Origin of the sequence: Saprospira sp. CCB-QB6, from assembly GCF_028464065.1 — a bacterium.
In the GTDB taxonomy this organism is placed as follows: domain Bacteria; phylum Bacteroidota; class Bacteroidia; order Chitinophagales; family Saprospiraceae; genus Saprospira.
This window is the reverse complement of the sequence record NZ_CP116808.1, coordinates 855,899-877,889: the sequence shown is the minus strand read 5'-3', so window position 1 is coordinate 877,889 and position 21,991 is coordinate 855,899. Positions and strand designations below refer to the sequence as shown.

Below are 21,991 nucleotides of genomic sequence, written 5' to 3'. Positions count from 1 at the left end.
GGCGGCTTTGCCGCCTGGGTCTGCGGCTGCGCCGCACTGCTGCACATCGGTTACTCCCTTTGGTCGTCGAACTGCGCCCTAAAGGGCTTGTTGTGGCCATTTGGCCTTCGGCCAAGGCGGCCAAAGGCCGCCTATTGCTTAGGCTTAGCATAAGGCAGGCGCTGCAACTGCTCCGTTTTATGGTAGCTATCTAAACCCGAAATACAAACGGCCTGCATTTTCTCCAAATCAATTTGTCCAGTTTCCTCATCAAAGGCGGCTTGGGGCAGCTCCACATATTCTATGGCCGCAACAATCAGATAGGTCCCATTTTTTATGATGGGGATTTCCTCTTCTAGCCGCAAGCCTATTTTTAACTGGGCCTCTTGGACAAAAGGAGCTGGAAAATCAGCAATGTATTGGGGGTGCAAGCCCGTAGCTTCAAATTCTGATACCCCATCGGGATAACGGGCCGAGCTATGATGCGCCTGCTCATAGATGCCCTGATGCACCTGATTGAGACTAAAGTATTTTTGTTCCCGAATATTGCGCAGACTATGACGGATCACTTCCGCTGTAAAGGGCCGAGAAATAAGGCCAATTAAAGGGGGATTAGCTCCCAAGTGTACCGCCGAGCTAAATATAGCCAGGTTCTCTTGCCCCTCAGCCGAAATACTACCCACCAAATTGGCCGATTTAAAACCCGATAGATGGTTGACAAAGGTGGTGCGCTGCCGCTTGGGCAGCTTGGCAATCTCTTGCGCCTGAAACGTTTTGAGCATAAGGTATTACTTTTAAATAATTCTAGGGATGTTTAAGCGTTCCTACAGGCCCGATAGGGCCGCAGGCTGAGGGATGGACAGCAGTGGCCGTCAGGCCAGACCGAGGCGCTGAAAGCGCCGAAGGGCCGAGCGATCAGCGAGCTGCGAAACAGCCCGACCCGACCGAAGGAAGGGGCAGCCCCAAATAAAAAGGCCTCAATGAACAGACAACAGCTAAATGTAAAAAATGTTAGGCCAAAATGAAGCTGAACGCCATATTTGGCGCCTAAGCGCTTATCGCTAAACTATAGTAGGGGAGGGCCAGAAAAAAAAGATCGGACAAATTAAATAGGGCCGGAGCTAAATGTAATGATGCAGATGCCTCTGGCCTGGGGCCGGAGCTAAATGTAATGATGCAGATGCCTCTGGCCTGGGGCCGGAGCTAAATGTAATGATGCAGATGCCTCTGGCCTGGGGCCAGAGCTAAATGTAATGATGCAGATGCCTCTGGCTTGGGGCCAGAGCTAAATGTAATGATGCAGATGCCTCTGGCTTGGGGCCAGAGCTAAATGTAATGATGCAGATGCCTCTGGCTTGGGGCCGGAGCTAAATGTAAGGATGCAGATGCCTCTGGCCTGGGGCCGAAGCTAAATGTAAGGATGCAGATGCCTCTGGCTTGGGGCCGGAGCTAAATGTAACGATACAGCCGCCTCTGGGGATTCCCCAGAGCTAAATGTAAGGATGCAAATACAGCAAAAGAGTTTTTGTCTACCTCTTTGCTGGATTCATTAGTCTACAAACAAAAACGCCCACTACTATGGAGTAGCGGGCGTTCATTTTTATAGTTGAATCAGCTTATTTGGCTTCTTCTTTTTTGGGAACTACTTGAAGTTGTAGCTCCTCCCATTGTTCGGGCGTGATAGCTGCGGGAGAACCCATCATGGGGTCTTTGGCCTGTTGGTTGAGCGGGAAAGCAATCACCTCGCGGATATTTTCCTTATCGGCAAAAATCATCACCATACGGTCAAGGCCGGGAGCGATACCACCATGGGGGGGAGCGCCGTATTTAAAGGCCGAGATCATGTGGCCAAAGCGTTCGTCTACCACCTCGCGGCTATAGCCAACGATATCAAAGGCCTTGTACATAATGTCGGGGCGGTGGTTACGGATAGCGCCAGAAGAGAGCTCGATACCATTACACACAATATCGTATTGGTAGGCGAGGACATCGCCATAATTGCCAGAAGCGGCGGCTTGATCTAGGGCCTCCATTTCGCCCTGAGGCATAGAGAATGGGTTGTGTGAGAAGTCCCATTTTTCGGCTTCCTCATCATACTCGTACATGGGGAAATCCACGATCCAGCAGAAGGCCAGGGTATCTTCATCGGCCAAGCCCATTTGTTGGGCCACCCAAACGCGGACATGTCCGAGGGCTTTATTGACCAAATTGCGATCGCCAGCCATCAAAATAACGGCATCGCCAGTTTTGGCGCCCATCTGCTCGGCAATAGCGGCAATTTCTTCTTCGCTTAGGGGTTTGGCCACAGAGCCTTTGACCTCATCCTCCTTATATTGTAGGTAACCGATACCAAAAGCGCCTTTTTCCTTGGCCTCTTTTTGGGCCTTGTCAAAGAACTTGCGAGATTGATCGGCACCGCCTTCCACCAAAATAGCTTTGACCACTTGCTTCGTCTTAAACATCTCTTGGTAGACCTTAAAGTCAGAATGCTCAAACAAAGGGGTAAGCTCCTTCATCTTCATCTCGAAGCGGATATCGGGTTTATCAGAGCCGTACCATTCCATCGAGTCGTTGAACTTGATACGAGGGAAGGGAAACTGCTGCATTTTCTTTTTGGTCACCTTGGGCAAGAGGTATTCGTACATCTCTTCCAAGAGGGCAAAAAGCTCATCTTGCTCAATAAAGGCCATTTCCATATCTAGCTGATAGAACTCGCCGGGAGAGCGGTCTGCACGGGCATTTTCATCGCGAAAGCAGGGCGCAATCTGGAAATACTTATCAATACCAGAGCACATCAACAGCTGCTTATACTGCTGAGGGGCCTGAGGGAGGGCATAAAACTGCCCGGGATAAAGGCGAGAGGGCACCACATAATCGCGGGCACCTTCGGGCGAAGAAGCCGTGAGAATAGGCGTTTGGATTTCCAAAAAGCCTTTTTGGGCCAAAAAGGTACGGATCTCCATCATCAACTTAAAGCGCAATTTGAGGGCTTCTTGTAGCTCGCTGCGGCGCAGGTCAATAAAGCGATACTTCAGGCGAAGGTCTTCATTGGGTTGCTCATGCAATTGAAAAGGGAGTTGTTCCACCAAAGAATCGATGGTCAATTCTTGTACTTCCACCTCAATTTCTCCGGTGGCCATATCGGGGTTCACATCTTTTCCACGAGAGCGCACAATTCCTTTCACGAGGATAACGCTTTCGGGCTTGAGGCTGCGGGCGAGTTCAAAAGCCTGGCCTTGTTCCTCAGAAAATACCAATTGGGTCTTGCCGTAATGGTCGCGAATCGTAATAAAAGACAGCGATTTACTGAGGTGGCGGATATCGGCCACCCAACCCGCTAGGCGCACCTCTTGCTCTAGGTGGCTAGCATTCAACTCATTACAATGATGTGATCTATATTTTGACATCTCTTGACATTCTTTTCAAAGTGTAGAAAAACGGCCGCAAAATGCGTTTTTTTTGGGCTTTTTTCAAATCTGTCTGGGCTTAATGCGCAACAAAAATAAAAATCGGCTGTTTTCGGGGGATTTTTTGGGGCCTCCGCCTCGCTTTGCTCGTCGGCGGTTACTCCCGTTGGTCGTCGAACTGCGGCCTAAAGGCCTTGTTGTCGTTTCGCAGCTCGCTGCTGTTTTGGGGCCTCCGCCTCGCTTTGCTCGTCGGCGCTACGTTTCGCAGCTCGCTATTCGCTCGGCCCTTCGGCAGCAAAGCTGCCTTGGTCTGCGGCTTTGCCGCACTGCTTCACATCGCTAGGCCAGTCGCTTCGCTCCTCTAGATGCACCAAATTAGGCGATGTTGATGGGGGAGGGGCAGGGCTTCTAGGGCAAATTCGATTTGGCCTTTTGGGCCTTGGTATCGGGCGCTAAAACGGCTGGGCAATTGGACCTCTTCTAGGGGGTAGTCAATAGACAGATGTTCTCTAAAATCGATACCGTCTCCGCCCATAGCTTTAAAGAGGGTCTCTTTGGCCGACCAGATATTGGCTAGGGCTTCTTCATAATAGGGCAGTTCTCGGAGGGCTTGTAATTTGGCGGGCAGAATAAACTTTTCGGCAATGCGGGCCAGTTGGGGCCCTCTTGGTCCTTCTACATCTAGGCCGGGCCTTGGACCACCAATCGTCAGGGCCGAAAAGCCCTTACAGTGGCTAATAGAGATCGCTTTCCCATTTATAAAGGGGCGGCCATTGATATCTTTTTTTAAAGATAAAAGCGCAGGCTGTCCAAAAACCTCTTGCAGCAGCAATCGGCTGCTACAGTAGGCTCGGGCGGCTTGCGCTTGTTGAGGAATTTGAGGTCGTAGGGCTCTGGGCAGAGCGATTTTCAGCTCTGCCAAAGGTTCTGTTTGTTCCCAGACCCAGAGTTGGGAAATTCCCGACTTTCGTTCTAAAGTAATAGGCATTTATTCTAGCAAATTGGGATAGGTTCTAAATTGAACAAAGTTAAATTTGATGGTTTTGCTGCCATCTTCTTCTTCTAAAACAACCCTTTCCGTAGTGCTTGCTATGCAATGCAGGCCTTCGGCTTGCAGCTTGCGAAGCAAGCAGGCGGTAAAGGTCATTTCGCCCATAAGGTGGACCACTTTAGGGGCGAGCTCGATGACTTTATTCTTGTAGGTTTCTGCCATCTGTTCCACTTCCTCGCTGCTAGCTGCAGGGGGAATATTGGGGAAGGGAAGATCCTGAAGCTCTCCATAGGATTGGGCTGCACTTAGTTGTTTGCCGCTCCAGCGGTTGCTTGGATGATTAGATAAGTTAAGAAACATAATAGATACTTTTGTGTTTTAGTCCATCTTTAAATATGCTTTGATATTTAGTTTGACTAAATCTTGGGCTTCAACAAATTTATTATTCATGGCCTTGCCTTGTAATTCGATGCGTTCTAAGGAGGCGCCATCTAGTTTATCGCCGGCTAAAATGGCGACTATTCCTGTGGCATGTAGGCCTAAACCTTCTTTAATTGCGGCCAATTTATAAATAGCGTCTTGGGCTGTTGTTTTAATGGTTCTGTTTGAGATTGATTTAGAGCTTTTACACTCAATAATGTAGAGTTTGTCTTCTAGGATAAAGACAACATCTAGTTCGTTGTCATTATCAGTTTCTTTTAGGTGTTTGAGTGTTCTGTATTTAGAGCTAATTTTAAGGCTTAGGGCAATTTGGTCCTCAGATAGCTTAAAGCTAGATTTGATTTTATGGTAGATGAGTTCTTCCCAAAGGGCGGCATTATCTTTATGTTGGATTTTATATTTTTTTAGGGCTGCAGCTTTTAGGTTAAAGTCATTTTCCTTCAGGCATTTCCAGTAGGCATTCATTTCTTTTGCGCTACAAATGGGTTTTTCAGCTTGGATATCAAAGCCATAGCTAGTGAAATACTCTTTGAGCGTATAGTTAAGGCTAATTTTTTTCTTTTGTCCTGTCATTTTATGGATAGACTTTCCGCCTAGGGGCATATAATAGCTGCCCAGTTTTAGGGATTTATCTTTTTGGACATGATTTTTAAAGCTGTCTTGGGCGGCCATGGACATCATTTTTGTGCCGCCAGTGAGGTGGAGCCAGAATTTTTGGGGCTCTTTGTTTTTTTCTTGTTTTAGCTGTTGACTTAAGTCTTTTTGGGCTTGGGCGTAGGATTCAGCATCGACTTTCCAAAGCTCATATTCTGTTTGTTTTAGGCCAAGGGCTTCGGTTAGGTGGAAATGAAACTTATTCTTTGTTGTATAATCGCTTCCGATTAAAATGTAGCGGTTGATTTGGGTGTTTTGGGCTTTGAGTAATTTGACAAAAGAAAGGTTGGGCAAAGCCTGTTTGGAGAGAAGAAGAACTATAGTATTCATATTTTAATTTTTCTAAAAGCTACGCAAAAAAAGCAAATCTTTCAAAAGCGGGGGGAAGGCAAGTTCAGCGCTGGCTTGTCTGGCCTATATGGAAAGTGTTTATTTTTGTTGGGAAAAGGCATAAAAAAAGGCCCAAAACAAGGGTTCTGGACCAAATTCTTATTGCGATGGGGCTTTAGCCCCTAGCAAATTTATATAAATGCCGCATTGGCTGAGGGATGGACAGCAGTGGCCCGAAGGGCCAGACCCAGGCAGCTTTGCTGCCGCAGGGCCGAGCGAGTAGCGAGCTGCGATACAGCCCGACCCGCCCGCAGGGCGGGGCAGCCCCTAAAAAAATAAAAAATTACCAGTCTCCATCGGCACCACCGCCGCCAAAATCGCCACCGCCAAAGCTGCTATCGGAGTAATCCGAGTAATCGGAATAGTCAGAGTAGTCGCTATAATCAGAATAATCCGAGTAGTCTGAATAGTCGCTATAGTCGGAATAGCTGCTAACGATGGTCGTATTTGTACTTTGGCTATCGGAATAGTCGGAATAATCTTTATAGCTTTTGCTTTTAGTTTTGTTGGGGTAATTTGTTCGACCTTTGTGGCTGTAGTCTCGGCTGCCATTTTCTCTTAGGCCACTTCTGACTGCCAGCGAGAAGACGAGAAGGAAGAGCGCGAAAAAGATAAAAGTGAGGAAAGTACTTATGTTTGAGGCGGTTTTCTTTCTTCTTTTAACGGCTTTGGGTTTATCCTCATAGCTTCTTGGGCTGGGGGTAATATTCCGTTCTTCAATGAGCTCTTCTGTCTTGTTAATGCTGGGTAGGTTTGGCCTTTTGTAGAGGCCTTTTTCGAGCAGGGCATTGGTGGCGGAGGCAAAGCCATCAAAGAATTTTCTTTGTTTAAAATTGGCGACCAGCTGTTCGTCGACCACTTTTTGGCAGAAGATATCAGGGAAGCGACCTTCTAGGCCGTAGCCCACTTCTATGCGAGTTTTTCTTTCGGCTTTAGTGGCGAGAATAAGCAGGCCATTGTCTTTGCCTTTTTGGCCAATGCCCCAGCTTCGGGCCAGGCCGTTGGCGTATTCCTTAATGCTTTGGCCTTGGAGGTTGGGGACTGTAACGACAACGATTTGGATTTGCCCTTCATTTTGCTTGTGGACCTCTAGGAGATATTGTTCGAGGAGTAGCTCTTCTTCAGAGCTTAAAAAACTGCCCAGATCTGTAACATATCGGATGGGATCTGGGGCCGAGGGATATTGGGCAAAAAGAGGGGATAAGGCCATAAAAAACAGCCAAAGCGCAAGAGAGAATTGTTTCATATTTTAGGGGGATTGGGAATTACCAGCTGCCAGAAGCTCCGCCGCCAGAAAAGGAATTATCAGAAGAAGAACTATCGGAATAGTCCGAATAATCAAAACTATCGCTCGCCTCACTATCCGAATAGTCAGAGTAGTCGCTATGGTCTCTATACCATCTTCTTCGCCGTCTAAACCAATAGCTGTCTTGCTTGCCTTTGCGGCTATAATCATGATGATTAACCTGAGGGGCTTTACCCGCTCCCCAGCCGTATAAGATGAAAAAGGCAAAGAGGGCCGCAACGATAAGCAAAAGATAAAAAAGTATTCGCCAAATCAGATTCGCCTCTCTCAATTTTCTGGTCGATAAGCCTATTTTTTCTGGAACAGGCGCATCAAATCCACCTTTATACAGCAATTCTTGCATGCCTTCCAATAGTCCAAAGTAGTATTCTTCCTTTTTAAAGGCTGGACTCAATTTGTCTGCAATAACTTTTTTGCACAGCTCATGAGACAAAGGCTCGGCTAAATTTGACCCCACCTCAATCCGCAATTGATGCTCGGCTCGACTAACCAAAATAAGTAGCGCATTGGCCTTTTCTTTTCCCAGCCCCCAATTGCTCGCCAAATTATAAGCATAGGCTTCTACCGTAGAGCTCCCCAAATGCTTAACGACCACAATCAAAGGATCCACTTCTTGAGCGGCTGCAACAAGCTCCAAATAACGCTGCAGGGCATTGCGCTCCTTTTTGGCCAATAAATCAGCATAATCATAAACGTATTGCTGTGCATCGGGCCGCTGATCAGGAACTTGCGCCCCCAAATGAAGGGCAAAAAAGAGAGTACAAAAAAGGATTATGTTTTTCATAAGGATGTCTGTGTTTTACCAAAAACCATCAGCGCCACCACCACCAAAATCACCACCGCCAAAACTACTGTCCGAATAATCGGAATAATCAGCGTAATCAGAATAACTTGGCCGCTGCTTTTTCTGCTCTAGCTTGGGGTAGCTGCTCGCTTTAGGCTTAATTGTTTGCTGTTTTTTAGGCTTTTTTTGCGGATGTTTATGTTTTCTTTTTCGTTGTATACCTTGTTTTAAAGGCGCTTGATAAACCTTTTGAGGCACTTTGGGGGCTGGCGAAGGACGCTTTAAGGCCTGATAAACCCCCAGAATAATAACTATAAAAATTACCGAAAAAAAGAGAATGGCCATAATCGTTAAGGACCGATTCCAACCCTTATTGGGATAGCCATTAGCCGGTAATTTAAAGCCTCCTTTAACCAAAATACTTTGGCTGCCTTCCCAAACTCCCTTAAAATAATCGCCATCCTTTAAGGCGGGCAAAATCGTCAGATCCAAAATCTCTTGGCAAAGCAAATCAGGGTACTTTTCCTCCAAACCATAACCCACTTCCAAACGCGCCTGCCGCTCCTCCTTTGCAATCAGGAACAAAAATCCATCATTGCGCTCTGCATCACCAATTCCCCAGCTTCTCGCCAGCCCATTCGCATATTCCTTGATGTTTTGGCCCGCCAAATTCGGGACCGTAACCACCACCAACTGGATCTTTTCCCGATTCCTCGAATAGGCCGCCTTCAAAAAAACTTCCAATTGCTGCTCTTCATCTGCAGTCAACAAATTGGCATAATCTACCGCATATTCAGCAGGCTGCGGCGGCGCTGGATATTGTCCATAGATTGATATGTTACAACATAATAGTAAACAAAATATTAAATATTGTAAGGTTTTTTGCATAATTTTATAAAACTAAAGCAAATACAAAAAAATAGACTTATGTTGGTGTTTTGGGGCCTCCCGCCTGCGGCGGGCGCTACGTTGCGGGGCTCGCTCTTCGCTCGGCCCTTCGCCAGCAAGCTGGCTCGGTCTGGCCTTCGGCCACCCCTTCACATCGCTAGGCCATTTGGCCTTCGGCCACTGCTCCACATCGGTTACTCCCTTCGGTTGTCGAACTGCGCCCTGAGGGCTTGTTGTGGCCAAATGTCCCCGCTTTTTTCTGGCCCAATCCCTAGCCCTCTGGGCAATTTATTCCTAAAATAAAAAATATATGTTACCCAAAAGTATTTTAGAGCATACCTTAGTGCTTGATATTGAAACCGTTTCTGGTGCAGCTAGTTATGCGGACCTTAACCCTAGCATGCAAAAACTCTGGGACCTCAAAGCAGAGGCTTTACAGCGTCGCTTAGCCGAAGAAGAAAAAATGAGCCCAGCAGATTATTATCCCGAAAAAGCAGGTATTTATGCCGAATTTGGCAAAATAGTTTGCATTACGGTTGGTGTATATATAAAAAATGAGACGGGCCAATATAAGCTCCGCCTCAAGTCGTTTTATGGAGATGACGAAAAAGCATTACTCCAAGATTTCTCCGCTATGCTCAGCAAGTATTTTCAGCGCAAAGGACAGCAGTATATTTGTGGCCATAATATCAAAGAGTTTGATATGCCTTATATCTGTCGCCGCCTGATTGTACAAGGCTTACCCTTGCCCGCTCCCCTTCAAATTTATGGCAAAAAACCTTGGGAACTCCACCATTTTTTAGATACTATGACGCTCTGGAAATTTGGGGATTATAAGGCCTATACTTCGCTCAAATTGCTTTGCGGTATTTTTGGTATTCCCACGCCCAAAGATGGTATTGATGGCAGCCAAGTGGGCCGAAGTTATTGGGAAGATGGCGATTTGGACCGTATTGAGGTCTATTGCAAAAAAGATGTTTTTGCTACGGCTCAAGTGCTATTGCGTTTTATGCTAGAAGATCCTTTGGCCCTCATTTTTGAAAGTGCCGATAGTTAGTCAAGTTCTGGTCGCTTAGGCGCTTTCTTAAATTTAGCGTACTTGTCTTTCTTTGTTTTCTTTTGGGTTTGTCCTTCTACTACAATCACAATCTCGCCCCGAACTTTATCGGGTTGGGCCTTAAAAAAGGCTTGTAGCTCGGCCAAATTACCTCTATGAAAGCTTTCAAACTTTTTAGAGAGTTCACGGCAAACTACGGCTTGGCGCTCTTCGCCACAAACTTGGGCCAATTGCTCCAAACATTTTTCTAAACGATGGGGCGATTCATAAAGCGCAAAGGTATTCGGCAAATCGGCTAGATAATCTAAGCGGGTTTGCCGCCCTTTTTTATGTGGTAAAAAACCCTCAAAATGAAAACGATCACAGGCGAGGCCAGCACCAACAAGAGCGGGGATAACCGCCGAGGCCCCTGGCAAACAACTTACGGCCAAACCTTCTGCCACACAGGCCCGCAATAAATAAAAACCAGGATCAGAAATTCCAGGAGTGCCCGCATCAGAAATAAGGGCCACACTTTTGCCTGCTTTGAGATCATTGACAACTTGTAGGCTACTTTCTTGCTCATTATGAGCATGATGAGCGTAAAGTGGCTGATCAATGGCATAATGCTGCAAAAGTGGTCGAGAACTGCGGGTGTCTTCGGCCAAAATATAATCTACTTCCTTTAGGATGCGAACCGAGCGATAGGTCATATCTTCTAGGTTGCCAATAGGTGTAGGGACCAAATAGAGCATAATTTTATGATTTTGGCCCAAAATACAGCTATTTGACACAAAATAAGCGCTTAAAAATCGTTTTTATCTGTACTAAATCTAAATAAAGGGTTATATTTGCTCTCGATAGTTGATCCTATTTGTATACTGACTATTGATAAGATGCAAAAGTTACAGATTCCACAAGCCATAGAGCTACCCAAGCAGGGTTTTTTTGAGTTACCTATTATTGAGTTTCAGCTCAAAAAAAAGTGTTGTAAAAAATACAAGAAGAAAAAAGGCAAACGTTGTAAGAAGTGCCCCGAAAACTAGGCCGCTCGTTTTTTTTAAGGTTTAAATTCTAGTCATAACTTTACCCCTTAGCGCTAGCTAGCATTTGCTATCTAGCGTTTTTTATTGCCCTTTTTGAAAGCTATTCATGGCTTGGCCAAATTCATTGAAGGCCTTGAAGAGGGGCTGTTGTTTTGGGCAGTTTTGGGCCATTTGTTCCTCAATTAGGGGGAGTTCTAGCTTAAGGAGTTCTTGTAGAGAGAGTTGTTGGTTTTGTTTGGCTTGAATACTGGCCAAAAGTTCAGGGCTTTGACTTTGTGCAATGCTTAGGCATTGTCCAAAACTAAGGGCAGCAGAAAGCTGTGGGTGATGTACAATTTGCTGTAAAAGATCGGCGGGATGCTCTAAACTAGAGTCGCTTTTGATTTTGGCCAAGCTGACATTTGCCTCTTGTAGAAATAGGTTTAAACTATCTTGAAAATGAGTAAGGCAATCGCAGCTTTTTTGGGCCAGAGTTTCTACTGCAATTTGGGCGCTATCGGGTAATTCTTCTAGGCTTAGTGCTATTGGGGCACTGTCAATTTGTAGTTGTCGGCTGGTTGGCCTCATTCGTTTGATGGGGGCCGGGGGTGGTTTGGGAGAGTTGCAGGAAAAAATGAGGAGAAGAAATAAAATTGAGTAGTTGTGTAGATTCATTGCTGAAGATTTGATGGTCCAAATTTCAGGGGTTATTTTGCTTGTGCGCTAAACTACCAAATTTTATTTTATTGAATGCTGTTTAAGCTGTTTGGTTACTTAAAAAAATAGGGACTCGAACTAAAAAAAAAGTTCGAGCCCCTGATCTTAGAATATTTTATTCGCCTATCTTTTGGCTCATTAGGCTGTTCAATTTTTTGGCTAACTCTTGTTGTTCGGGGCAATGTAAGCGAAGCAAAGCGGTAGAGAGCGCTTGCATTTTTTGGTCACTGCTTCCACCAGGAACAGAAGCGCCAGAAAACTTTTGGAGGTCCTCCGAAATTTTGGCAAAAACTTCTGCTGAGGGAGCGGGGCTATCGGCATTGCAGTTTTGGTACTGCAGAATAATTTGTTGTTGACTGCTATCTATTGGGCCTGTAGTTGGGAGTTGGGTTAGGGGGCCTTCTTGTTCGAGTAGGCAGGCACATTGTAGTTTGGCGGCCCCATCAAAAAACTGTTGACTTTCGGGATTGAAGTTTTGGAAGCTGCGGAGCAGTTCTGCTTCTGCTTCGGGAATTTCATTTTTTGATGTTGTATTTTGGCAAGCCCAAAGGCTGAAGGCCGAAAGCAGAAAGAGCATTATTTTGTTCAAAACAAAAAATTCTTTTTTGGGGGGGGGGGGCGGCAACGCCGCCCTGGCCGTAGGCCAAATGGCCTAGCGATGCGGCGGGGTGGCCTTTGGGCCAGACCGAGCCAGCGGAGCTGGCGAAGGGCCGAGCGAATAGCGAGCCCCAAAGCGTAGCGCCGCAAGGCGAAGCCGCAGCGGAGGCCCCAAAAAAACTAAATCTTGATTTTTACCCATTTTTGGCTGCGGAGATACCAAGCAGAGGCGGCCAAACAGGCGATCCAGTAGACCGTTTCGGTCATCCAGGCCCATTCTAGGCTGGCGCGGAAAATGCCCACCACAATATAGGCGTAGAGCATATAGAGTAGGACCGAAGAGACCTGGATGAGTAGGGATTGTTTGGTGGCGCCAGTACCCACTAGGCCGTTAAAATAGATGGTACTGAAGCTATAAAGCGTGATTAGGGTAACTAAAACCCAGACTAATTTGCTGGCTTCTCGGATGAGGACGGGATCGTCGGTGCCGATGCGCAAAATATAATCGGGGGCGATGACTACAGAACTAGTGACGGCCATAGTAACCATAAAACAGAGGATGGCCGTTTTGTAGATGGCCGTCATCACAAAGCGCGTTTGTTCTTTACCGATGAGTTGGCTAACGATGGTGTTGATGCCGGAAGAAAAGCCCCAGGCGGGAATCATATAGATCATGTAAGCTGCTCGAATGATATTGGAAACGGCCAATTCTTTTTGGCCCAGCTGTTCGATCAGGGCGAAAAAGACAAACCAACTGCCCACGCTAGCAATAGATTGGAGGACGATGGGGCCAGAAAGGCGAAGTTGGGCCTTAATGAGCTCAATATCTAGTTCTGGCCATTTAAAGAGTTGGTAATCATGGCATTTTTTATCGAGAAGCACATAAATAATAAAAACGCCAAAGGCCAAGACCTCGGCTAGGGTAGAGGCTAGGGCGGCTCCAGAAATCCCCATTTCGGGCAGGCCAAAATGGCCAAAAATGAGCCCATAATTGAGAATCGTATTGGCGATACCCATAACGACAGCATTATAAATAATTACGGTCGTTCGGGCTAAGCCTGTATACATGGCTACAAAGGCCACGCCTAGATAAGAGAAAAAGACCCCATAACAGCGATAATCGAGATAGGCAATACAGGCCTCGTAAATATCGGGATCGGTCACAAACCAGCCAAAAAAGGTCCGGCTACCAAAAGCTAAAAGTAAAAACATGAGTAGGGCGAGCAAAAAAGCAAAAATGCCCATAGCATGTACTTGTGGACCCACCTCTTCTTCTTGTTCCGACCCAATTCGGCGGGCGATCATAATTTGGCCTGCCTTCGTAAAACTGTAGCCAATAGAGGTGATGAGCAAATAAAAAACGCCCACTAAACCAATAGCGCCTAGCTCCACTTTGCCCACCCGACCCAAAAAAATGGTATCGGTTAGGGTAATGAGATTTTGTACCGCAGAGCCCACCATAATGGGCATAGAAATTTGAAAAATTCTCTTGTAAGTGATCATAAAAAAAGGCTAGCTGAGAGAAGGAGATGGCTTAATGCAGAGGTTCGAAATTGGCATTGACCGATTCGATAAACTCTAGCAATTCCTCTCGGCCTCTTTTGCTTTCGGCAGAACTGAGGTAGCAGGGCGGAATTTGCTCCCAGTATTCGCCCAATTTTTGTTTGAAGGCCCGAATATAGTTATCGCCCTGACGGGCTTTTTTCTTATCTGTTTTGGTAAAGACAATCACAAAAGGGATTTGATTTTCGCCCAACCAATTGGCAAACTCAATATCAATATCTTGAGGGGGAACCCCACTATCAATGAGCAGAAAAGCACATTGCATAGAAATCCGAAGTAAGAAATACTCCTCAATCATTTTGCGCCAATTTTGCCGTCTTTGCTTACCCGTTTGGGCGTAGCCATAGCCCGGTAAATCGACCAAATACCACTCTTTATTGATGTCGAAATAGTTAATCATTCGGGTTTTCCCTGGGCGGCCAGAAGTTAAGGCCAATTTGCTGTGGCCCGTTAGCATATTGATGAGCGAAGATTTCCCCACATTAGAACGACCAATAAAGGCGTATTCGGGGCGATCGGAATGCGGTGCCAACTCTACTTTGGGCACACTAATGAGGTATTCTGCAGTTTTTATAATCATATCAACCTTTATTGGGCTATTCCTGTTACCTTTGTAGCGCATTTGCCAGGGCAAATGAGGCAACTCAATTGTTTTCCGTTCACAAAATAGTAAAATTGATATGAGTGTTCAAAAGATAAAATCGGAAGAGGTCAAGCCCTATGAAGTAGAAGCTGAGAAAAAGGCCCAGGTTTCCAAAATGTTTAACAACATTTCGAAGACCTACGATTTCCTCAATCACTTCCTTTCACTCAATATAGATAAGAGCTGGCGCCGCAAAGCCATTGCAGAACTCCAAGATATTCAGCCTAAACGCATTTTAGATGTGGCTACAGGAACTGCCGACCTCGCCCTAGAGGCCTACAAACAACTTTCTCCCCAAGAAATTATTGGCGTAGATATTTCTGTAGGTATGCTCGAAGTGGGCCGCAAAAAAATTACTAAAAAAGGCCTCGATAAAATTATTGTCCTCGAAGAAGGCGATTCTGAACATCTGCCCTTTGAAGACAATAGTTTCGATGCCGTCATCGTTGCTTTTGGAGTACGCAACTTCGCCAACGTAGAAGCTGGCCTCAAAGAAATGGTACGAGTCTTGCGCCCCGGCGGAAAATGCGTGGTCCTCGAATTCTCCAAACCTAAAGTCTTTCCTATTAAGCAAGTTTACAACTTTTACTTCAGTAGCATTCTGCCCGGTATTGGCCGCCTGACCTCCAAGGATCAGAAAGCCTATGCCTACCTCTATGAGTCAGTGCAGGCTTTTCCCGAAGGAAAAGACTTTGAAAACTTATTGCTTAAACTTGGACTAACTGATACGAAATGCCAGCCACTCACCACCGGAATTTGTTCGCTCTACTCGGCTTGCAAACCTGCATAATGGCCCTCCTCCTTTTTGGGCCTAGCTTGTCTGCCCAAAGAGGAACCTTCAACTATTACGCTTTTTCCAAAAAGACTTATTATTTTGGAATTACCCTGGGCTACAATAGCTCGCGCTACCAAATTCAACGCTCCGAAACGCTGATCCAAAACGATAGCATTCGCCTGATCCAATCTTCTAATGGCCCCGGTTTCAACCTCGGAATCGTGACCAATATTAAGTTTGGCGAAAATATGGATCTGCGCTTCAATTTGCCGACCCTCTCTTTTGCCGAGCGCCGCCTAGAGTACACCCTGCCCACGCAAGAGGTCATTAGCCGAAATATCGAATCGGTTTTCCTCGATTTCCCCATCCAGTTTCGCTACAAATCGAAACCCTATCACGATGTCCGCGCTTTCTTTATTGTGGGGGCCAAGTATAGCCTCGATTTGGCCTCCAATTCTAGAGCCCGCAAGGCCGAAGATTTGGTCCGCATCCAAAGTAGCGACATCCTCATCGAGTATGGAGTAGGCCTGCAGTTTTTCTTTCCCTACTTTATCCTCTCACCCGAAATCAAGTTTTCGCACGGCATCAATAATATCCACAGCCGAAACGATCAGTTGATTTACTCTCGAACCATCGATAAGCTTTTTGCCCAAGGAATTACCATCTCGGTCCATTTTGAAGGCTAAATAAAGCCAATAAAAGATAACTGGCCCTTCACTTTCTTGTGGAGGGCCTTTTTTTGGGGCTGCCCCTTCCGCTAGGTTGAAACCCAGCGCAAAGCGGTATCGCTTTGCGAAGCGATACAAAATGAGGGTTGAAACCCTCATGAATTATCGGTCGGGTCGGGCTGTCTCGCAGCTCGCTGATCGTTCGGCCCTGCGCCGCCAAAGGCGGCTGGGTCTGGCCTTCGGCCACTGCTGCCCATCCCTCAGCCTGCGGGCCTTCGGCCCTTTTTACTGTAGGTTGAAACCTACAGCCAGATGGTATTGCTTCGCAACCTTATATGAATGAGGGTTAAAACCCTCATGAATTCAACTTAGGTTGAAACCTACAGCAATAGTGGTATTGCTTCGCAATCTTTTATAAATCAGTTTACTGCAGCCTAAAGGCCGCAGCCAATCTTGTTGGTCCTCATTTTTCTTGCCGCAGCGGCTTAAAAGCCCCTGCTTATGATTTTATGGAGGACGTCTATTTTCAGGCTTAGCGGATTTTGGCTTAGCAAAAATAGCCGAAGCGCAGGACTTCCATTTGGCCTAGCGATGTGCAGCAGTGCGGCGCAGCCGCAGACCAAGGCCGTTAGGCCGCAGGGCCGAGCGAATAGCGAGCTGCGAAACGTAGCGCCGCAAGGCCGCAGGCCGCAGCGGAGGCCCCAAAAGAAAAAAAACTCCAAAACGGAAGTTGAAGGCTTTTCCTCCTCCTTTTCATTTTCTGCCGTATCTTAGGGCCGAAAATTAGCAACAGATATGAGTCAAGATAATAGCATTAGCCTCAATAAATATATTAGCAGCAAAGGGATTTGCTCTAGACGAGAGGCCGATCGTTGGATCGAAGAGGGCCGCTTGAAAATTAACGGGCAATTGGCCAAAAAAGGAAACCGAGTGTCGCCCGGAGATGAGGTGCTGCTAGATGGCAAGGCCCTGCCCAATGCCCCCCAAAAACTATATATCGCCTTTCATAAGCCAGCAGGCGTAACCTGTACTACCGACCGTAGAGATCGCAGCAATATTGTCGATTTTATTGGGCATAAGGAGCGTATTTTTCCCATTGGCCGCCTAGATAAGGCCTCTACGGGCCTCATTTTACTTACGAATGATGGCGATATGGTCAACCCCATTTTACGGGTAGAAAATGGCCATGAAAAAGAATATATCGTTACGGTAGATAAGCCCATCAATAGCCGATTTGTGCAGCGTATGGCTGGGGGCTTGCCTATCTTGGGCCAAACCACAAAAAAGGCCCAAGTAGAACAACTTGGGCCCAAACGCTTTCGCATTATCTTGAAGCAAGGACTCAATCGGCAAATTCGGCGGATGTGCGAGTACCTAGGCTATGAGGTGCGTACCCTCAAAAGGGTACGCATTATGAATATTGAACTGGACCAACTGCCCAAAGGTCAATGGCGAGAACTAAGTAGCCAAGAACTTAAAAACTTAGAAAAGCAACTTTAGGACTTTTCTAAATTTAGCCCCACAAAAGAGCAGCGGCCGAGCTAGGAAAATCCTAGCTCGGCCGCAGGCCCAAAAAGGACAACTAATTAAGCCGTTAATGTTTTGCGAACCATCTTTTGAAGGTATTCGCAACGAAGGACAAAGGCCTCGGGATCGCGATAAACTCCCTCATAATAAGTAAGTCCCTCATTGAGCATAATCATATACTCGGCTATCTGACAAGGCGAGAAGTCTTTGATTACCCCTGCCTCTAGCCAACGATCGGCTAGCTCTACCAAGACCTCCTTAAAGCGATTGTACATCTGCTGAAAACGTTCCCGAATTTGGTCATGTCGAGAACTGAGATAATAACAAGCGTAAAAAACAGAATGTTGGTCAGACATCTGCATCCAAGCGTGGCCAAAGAGAATGTCAACCACCATATCAAACTGCTCTTGAGGGTCCTTTTTGGCAATAACCATATTGAGAAAGGCATCCTCATAACGTTCTAAAAGAAAGTCAACTAAACCCACAACCATATCTTCCTTACTTTTGAAGTAGTGGATGAGTAAGCTGGGGTTAACTTCCATGCTTTTGGCAATTTTAGCAATAGAGCTATTTTCAAAGCCTTCGGTTAACATGACTTTGTAGAAATGCTCTAGAATTTCCTTTTTTCTTTCTTCTGCCTTACTTTTTCTTCCCATATTTTTATAGTGTGCTGTGTGTGGCTAAAGCCAACATGATGAAACTTGCTTTAGGAAAATAGTTATTCTTAAGAGCAAGAATGTGGTGTTCATTAGATTTGAGGCGGGGCGCAAAATAGCATAATATGATTGTATTTAAAAATCTATATACCAGATATTCGCCTATGTTGTTTAGAAAAACTATGTTACTCTTATTATTGGTTTTTTGTGTTTCTGCTTTGTTTTCACAACGAAAAATAGAACCCCAACAAATCGATATTGTTCGAGATAGCTTTGGTATGCCTCATATCTTTGCCCCAACTAATCCTGAAGTGGTTTACGGCTTAGCTTGGGCCAATGCAGAGGATAACTTTGAGGCACTGCAGGAGACTGTCCTTATTACTAAAGGTTTAATGGGGCGCTATAAGGGGAAAGAGGGGGCCGCCTTTGATTATTTTGTCCAAGCTATTAACCTAGAGGGCCTCTACCAAGAACAAAAAGAGAAGATTAGCCCTGAGTTTATGGAACTCCTCTCTGCTTATGTCACAGCAGTAAATACATTTGCTAAAAAAAATCCCGATAGAATCTTGCTGAAACGAGCCTTTCCCCTAACGGAAAAAGATATGCTGAAGGCCTATGTTTTGTCTTTTGTGGCTCTAGCAGGTTTACCCGAAGCCCTAGGCGATATTATGGCTGGTCGAGAACCTGGCGCTTTTCGCCAAGAAGCTCCCCTAGGCTCCAATGCCTACGCTATGAGCAAAAGCCGAACCGCCAGCCAACAAACCTATCTGGCAATTAACCCCCACTTTATGCTCCAAGGTCCCCTCTCTTTTTATGAGGCTCATCTTTGCTCTGAAGAAGGTTGGAATATTACAGGGGCCCTTTTTCAAGGAGGAACAAGCGTGTTTATGGGAAATAATGAGCATTTAGGCTGGGGACATACCTTTAATTATTTGGACCAACTCGATGTTTTTGAACTCCAAATGCACCCCAAAAAGAAAAAACAATACCTCTGGGATGATGGCTACAAAAAATTAGAAACTCGCCGCTTCTGGCTCAAAGTCAAACTCGGCAAAATCGTCATTCCCGTCAGAAGAAAAACCTATTGGTCCGAATTCGGCCCCACTTTTAAAGCCCCCAACGGAAAGTATTATGCCCTGCGCAGCCCCGCCTTAAATGCCCTTGCCGCCGGCCAACAGTTCTACGAAATGGGGAAAGCCCAAAACCTAGCCGCCTTTAAACAAGCTCTGCGCCTCAATTCTTTGCCCTTATTCAATATTGTTTATGCCGATAAAGAAGATAATCTGCTTTATCTCTGTAATGGAATGATTCCCCAACGACCCGATAGTTTTGATTATAGCGGTATCCTTTTGGGCAAAAAAGAAAATTGTTGGACCAATTACCTCGATCTAGAAGAGAAACCTTTGTTAGAAAACCCCAAATGCGGCTATTTGTTCAATACCAACAATACCCCCACAATCGCTAGCTGCGATTCTGTACATGAAGATATGCAGGTCCCTTATACCGATCTTCGCCCTGGCCTGAATAATCGAGCGCATCGCTTTCTCGAATTGATCGAAGCTGAAATGGGCCTGCTTAGTTGGACCGACTTTAAAGCCATTAAGTTCGATCAACAACTCTCTAAGGCTTCTCCTTTCTATCAGTCTATCCGATTTATTTATGAGCTGAAACCCGAAGATTATCCCCACCTACGCAAACCCCTAAAAGAATTGCAAAACTGGTCCTTGTCCGCAGATGCCACAGACCCCCGCGCAGGCTTGGTCCTACTGACTTTCCAATATATCTTTAAGGAAAAAGGCTATGGCGATGAGGTCTTTATTTCAGGCCCAGAAATTAGTACCACCGAACTACTCGCTGGGCTCGAAAAAGCCAGCCGCTATCTCTATAAACATCATAATAAACTCTTGGTCCCTATTGGCGAGCTAGCCCGCTACCAAAGAGGCGAAGAATGGCAGCCCACTTCTGGCTTTCCCGATATGCTTAGCCCTACTTATTACGATATGCCCAATGCCGCAGGGCAGTTGGTCCCCACTTTTGGCGATACTTATATCCACTTTGTCCGCTTTGATGAGAATGGCCCTGCTGAAATTCAAACCCTTTTGCCCTATTTCCAAAGCCCCCAGATTCAAGCGTATAAGAATCAGGTGGAGGCTCTGGAAAAACGAACACTCAAAACAATTGAGATGGATAAGATTAAGGTGATGAAGGCGGCCCTTAAAATTTATCATCCCGAATAGGACGCAGTTTGTACTCTACTTCGCCTTTGCGCAAAACAATCTGATCACCTTCGCTAAAGACCTGAAATTCGCCCTCAAATTGCTCGCTAATTTCGCCAGCGCTTTGGGGGCAACAGCCCGCTGCACAGCTTTTTAAACTTAGGGTTTGCCCCTTAAACGCACAATCTTTCTGGCAGCGCTCGCCCTTCCAGCTAATGGCGCCCTGCCCTTCTTCAAAAGAGAAAATATGCTGCATGGCATGAACGCTGGCCATCATCCCATCACTATAACTATCCAATTCCCAACGCAAGCCCTTGAGCTTTTCGGCGGGCAGGGGTTTGGCCTCTGCTTGCAAGCCTCTGAGGGGCTGGGCAATGAGCTCATAATTTGCAGAGCTCAAACGCAATTGATTATTACTCAAGCTATAAGTCAAGCTATCCAAGCGCATGGCTTTTAGCCACTCGGTTCTGGGCGCATCGCAACAGGCCTCGGTACAACTGCCCGTTTCATTGGGCAAAATACGGCCCTCTGCATATTCGCAAGTCTGCCAGCAGCTATTGGCCTCCAAAAAGAAGCGATAGCCCTCGGCCTGAAAGTCCAAACGATAGGGGAGAGGCGGCTGCCAACTATCACCCGTTGCTTTTTCACGGACCTCCTCAATCAACCAACTGCTTTCGCTTAGCTCTAGCGGCAAACGGTTGCGGCTAAAATGCCATTCGCTCTTTCCCGTTTGCACAATCAAACTATCTTTTTGCTGTCGAAGGATTTTAAAGTCACCGCCCAACAATCCCTGCAACTGATTATCTAGCTCCGAATCGCAGCACATTGAGGTGGTCATCCAGCCATAATCTTTGGTTTTGGCCGTATTGCCCGACCAGCTTACTTCCGTACGGCTATGATTCCGAGACCAAAAAAGACTCATGCCTTCTTCACGAATACGTAGGCTGTTGGCCCGATTTACCACTATTTTTTGTCCGTCTACCAGAACATGCTCCAAATACCAATTTCCTTGGATATCCTTGGGGGCCTGTCCCGTACAAGCCGAAAATAAAGTCAGCAACAAGGCCAACATTAAAAAGAAGGGGGATTTCATAGGCTTTTGTTTTTTATGGTTCTCCTAATTTTCTATTGAATAGATGCCAATTTTTTCTGTTTGGCTACTCAAGATAAGGTTTTTTTGGGGCCCGCGGCCGGCTAGGCTTTGCCTAGGTCGGCCGCCGCTATGCTGCGGGGCTCGCAGTTCTGCTCGGCCCTGCGGGCTCCACTTCGTTTCGCCCTCGGTCTGGCCTGCGGCCCCCCCTCCGCAGCGCTGGGCCTGCTGCGGCTTCGCCGCTATCTGCAGCCTAAAGGCCGCAGCCAATCTTGTTGGGCCATCATCTTGCTCGCCGCAGCGGCTTAAAAGCCCCTGCTTCTGAGATAGAAGGCAGGGGCTTGTGTATATCCAGCCTGTAGGTTAAAACCTACAGCCAATTAACGAATGCATTTTAATGTAAAATGGAGGGTTGAAACCCTCCATAAATAAACATCTTATATGCTGCCTAAATCATAAATGCAGCGGCTATGAGGACCGTTAAAAGCTGTGGAGGGTTTTAACCCTCCACGCTATGGATGTAGAATGGTCCTGTTGTCTGGCTGCGGGTTTTAACCTACAGGCCCATATAGCAGGCTTGAAGGGCCGCAGGCAAAGGCCTAACAACTTAAAAGCCCCTGCTTCTAAGATAGAAGGCA

Annotated in this window: 22 protein-coding genes; 6 read left to right on the top strand and 16 right to left on the bottom strand. The window is 46.3% G+C overall.

Annotation, left to right across the window (positions count from 1 at the left end; all coding sequences use genetic code 11):
• Nucleotides 1-131 precede the first annotated feature (131 nt).
• The 8 genes from PPO43_RS03360 to PPO43_RS03325 all read right to left on the bottom strand — a co-directional run bounded on the left by PPO43_RS03360 (nt 132) and on the right by PPO43_RS03325 (nt 8,840).
• Nucleotides 132-761, bottom strand: a complete 630-nt coding sequence (locus tag PPO43_RS03360; protein WP_272620389.1) for a flavin reductase family protein — start codon at nt 759-761, stop codon at nt 132-134.
• 834 nt (nt 762-1,595) lie between these two features.
• Complete coding sequence (gene aspS / locus PPO43_RS03355) at nt 1,596-3,386, bottom strand: aspartate--tRNA ligase (protein ID WP_272620388.1); 1,791 nt, start codon at nt 3,384-3,386, stop codon at nt 1,596-1,598.
• Between the two features lie 361 nt (nt 3,387-3,747).
• Nucleotides 3,748-4,374 (bottom strand): 4'-phosphopantetheinyl transferase family protein, encoded by a 627-nt coding sequence (locus PPO43_RS03350; protein WP_272620387.1) that lies wholly within the window; start codon nt 4,372-4,374, stop codon nt 3,748-3,750.
• Nucleotides 4,375-4,737: a CRISPR-associated protein gene (locus PPO43_RS03345; protein WP_272620386.1), complete on the bottom strand. Its 363-nt coding sequence runs from the start codon at nt 4,735-4,737 to the stop codon at nt 4,375-4,377.
• A gap of 18 nt (nt 4,738-4,755) precedes the next feature.
• On the bottom strand, nt 4,756-5,802 hold the full coding sequence (locus PPO43_RS03340; RefSeq protein ID WP_272620385.1) for a Card1-like endonuclease domain-containing protein: 1,047 nt from the start codon (nt 5,800-5,802) through the stop codon (nt 4,756-4,758).
• 343 nt (nt 5,803-6,145) lie between these two features.
• Nucleotides 6,146-7,108 (bottom strand): TPM domain-containing protein, encoded by a 963-nt coding sequence (locus PPO43_RS03335; RefSeq protein WP_272620384.1) that lies wholly within the window; start codon nt 7,106-7,108, stop codon nt 6,146-6,148.
• A gap of 19 nt (nt 7,109-7,127) precedes the next feature.
• Nucleotides 7,128-7,952, bottom strand: a complete 825-nt coding sequence (locus tag PPO43_RS03330; protein WP_272620382.1) for a TPM domain-containing protein — start codon at nt 7,950-7,952, stop codon at nt 7,128-7,130.
• A gap of 15 nt (nt 7,953-7,967) precedes the next feature.
• Nucleotides 7,968-8,840: a TPM domain-containing protein gene (locus PPO43_RS03325; RefSeq protein WP_272620381.1), complete on the bottom strand. Its 873-nt coding sequence runs from the start codon at nt 8,838-8,840 to the stop codon at nt 7,968-7,970.
• 310 nt (nt 8,841-9,150) lie between these two features.
• Here PPO43_RS03325 and PPO43_RS03320 point away from each other — a divergent pair, with 310 nt between their 5' ends.
• Nucleotides 9,151-9,897: a 3'-5' exonuclease gene (locus PPO43_RS03320; protein WP_272620380.1), complete on the top strand. Its 747-nt coding sequence runs from the start codon at nt 9,151-9,153 to the stop codon at nt 9,895-9,897.
• Here the strand turns inward: PPO43_RS03320 and rsmI are convergent.
• Nucleotides 9,894-10,631 carry a 16S rRNA (cytidine(1402)-2'-O)-methyltransferase gene (gene rsmI / locus PPO43_RS03315; RefSeq protein WP_442985470.1) on the bottom strand — a complete coding sequence of 246 codons (738 nt, stop codon included), beginning with the start codon at nt 10,629-10,631 and terminating at the stop codon, nt 9,894-9,896. The two genes, PPO43_RS03320 and rsmI, sit on opposite strands and share 4 nt — an antisense overlap.
• Before the next feature lie 96 nt (nt 10,632-10,727).
• On the opposite strand from rsmI, the gene PPO43_RS03310 reads away from it, so the two are divergent.
• Nucleotides 10,728-10,922, top strand: coding sequence for a hypothetical protein (locus tag PPO43_RS03310; RefSeq protein ID WP_272620378.1), 195 nt, complete (start codon nt 10,728-10,730; stop codon nt 10,920-10,922).
• Between the two features lie 81 nt (nt 10,923-11,003).
• Here the strand turns inward: PPO43_RS03310 and PPO43_RS03305 are convergent, their stop codons facing one another.
• The 5 genes from PPO43_RS03305 to yihA form a co-directional block, all read right to left on the bottom strand.
• Complete coding sequence (locus tag PPO43_RS03305) at nt 11,004-11,489, bottom strand: hypothetical protein (protein ID WP_272620377.1); 486 nt, start codon at nt 11,487-11,489, stop codon at nt 11,004-11,006.
• Nucleotides 11,458-11,598, bottom strand: coding sequence for a hypothetical protein (locus tag PPO43_RS03300; RefSeq protein WP_272620376.1), 141 nt, complete (start codon nt 11,596-11,598; stop codon nt 11,458-11,460). The genes PPO43_RS03305 and PPO43_RS03300 overlap by 32 nt, the downstream gene beginning before the upstream one ends.
• A 135-nt stretch (nt 11,599-11,733) precedes the next feature.
• Entirely contained in the window at nt 11,734-12,207 is a 474-nt protein-coding gene (locus tag PPO43_RS03295; RefSeq protein WP_272620375.1) for a hypothetical protein, read from the bottom strand.
• A 188-nt stretch (nt 12,208-12,395) separates the two neighbouring features.
• Complete coding sequence (locus tag PPO43_RS03290; protein ID WP_272620374.1) at nt 12,396-13,718, bottom strand: MATE family efflux transporter; 1,323 nt, start codon at nt 13,716-13,718, stop codon at nt 12,396-12,398.
• 31 nt (nt 13,719-13,749) lie between these two features.
• The gene (yihA, locus tag PPO43_RS03285) at nt 13,750-14,358 is read right to left on the bottom strand and encodes a ribosome biogenesis GTP-binding protein YihA/YsxC (RefSeq protein WP_272620373.1); all 609 of its coding nucleotides are present in this window, start codon (nt 14,356-14,358) and stop codon (nt 13,750-13,752) included.
• Between the two features lie 100 nt (nt 14,359-14,458).
• On the opposite strand from yihA, the gene ubiE reads away from it, so the two are divergent.
• The 3 genes from ubiE to rluF all read left to right on the top strand — a co-directional run bounded on the left by ubiE (nt 14,459) and on the right by rluF (nt 17,364).
• Nucleotides 14,459-15,211: a bifunctional demethylmenaquinone methyltransferase/2-methoxy-6-polyprenyl-1,4-benzoquinol methylase UbiE gene (gene ubiE, locus PPO43_RS03280; RefSeq protein ID WP_272620372.1), complete on the top strand. Its 753-nt coding sequence runs from the start codon at nt 14,459-14,461 to the stop codon at nt 15,209-15,211.
• Entirely contained in the window at nt 15,211-15,882 is a 672-nt protein-coding gene (gene porT / locus PPO43_RS03275; protein ID WP_272620371.1) for a type IX secretion/gliding motility protein PorT/SprT, read from the top strand. Before ubiE ends, porT begins: the two co-directional genes overlap by 1 nt.
• Before the next feature lie 777 nt (nt 15,883-16,659).
• Nucleotides 16,660-17,364: a 23S rRNA pseudouridine(2604) synthase RluF gene (gene rluF / locus PPO43_RS03270; RefSeq protein ID WP_272620370.1), complete on the top strand. Its 705-nt coding sequence runs from the start codon at nt 16,660-16,662 to the stop codon at nt 17,362-17,364.
• An 86-nt stretch (nt 17,365-17,450) separates the two neighbouring features.
• Here the strand turns inward: rluF and PPO43_RS03265 are convergent, their stop codons facing one another.
• On the bottom strand, nt 17,451-18,047 hold the full coding sequence (locus PPO43_RS03265; RefSeq protein ID WP_272620369.1) for a TetR/AcrR family transcriptional regulator: 597 nt from the start codon (nt 18,045-18,047) through the stop codon (nt 17,451-17,453).
• A gap of 125 nt (nt 18,048-18,172) precedes the next feature.
• On the opposite strand from PPO43_RS03265, the gene PPO43_RS03260 reads away from it, so the two are divergent.
• A complete protein-coding gene (locus tag PPO43_RS03260) occupies nt 18,173-20,284 on the top strand; it encodes a penicillin acylase family protein (RefSeq protein WP_272620368.1) in 2,112 nt (703 codons plus the stop codon).
• Here the strand turns inward: PPO43_RS03260 and PPO43_RS03255 are convergent.
• The gene (locus PPO43_RS03255; RefSeq protein ID WP_272620367.1) at nt 20,262-21,356 is read right to left on the bottom strand and encodes a hypothetical protein; all 1,095 of its coding nucleotides are present in this window, start codon (nt 21,354-21,356) and stop codon (nt 20,262-20,264) included. The genes PPO43_RS03260 and PPO43_RS03255 overlap by 23 nt on opposite strands.
• Between the last annotated feature and the right edge of the window lie 635 nt (nt 21,357-21,991).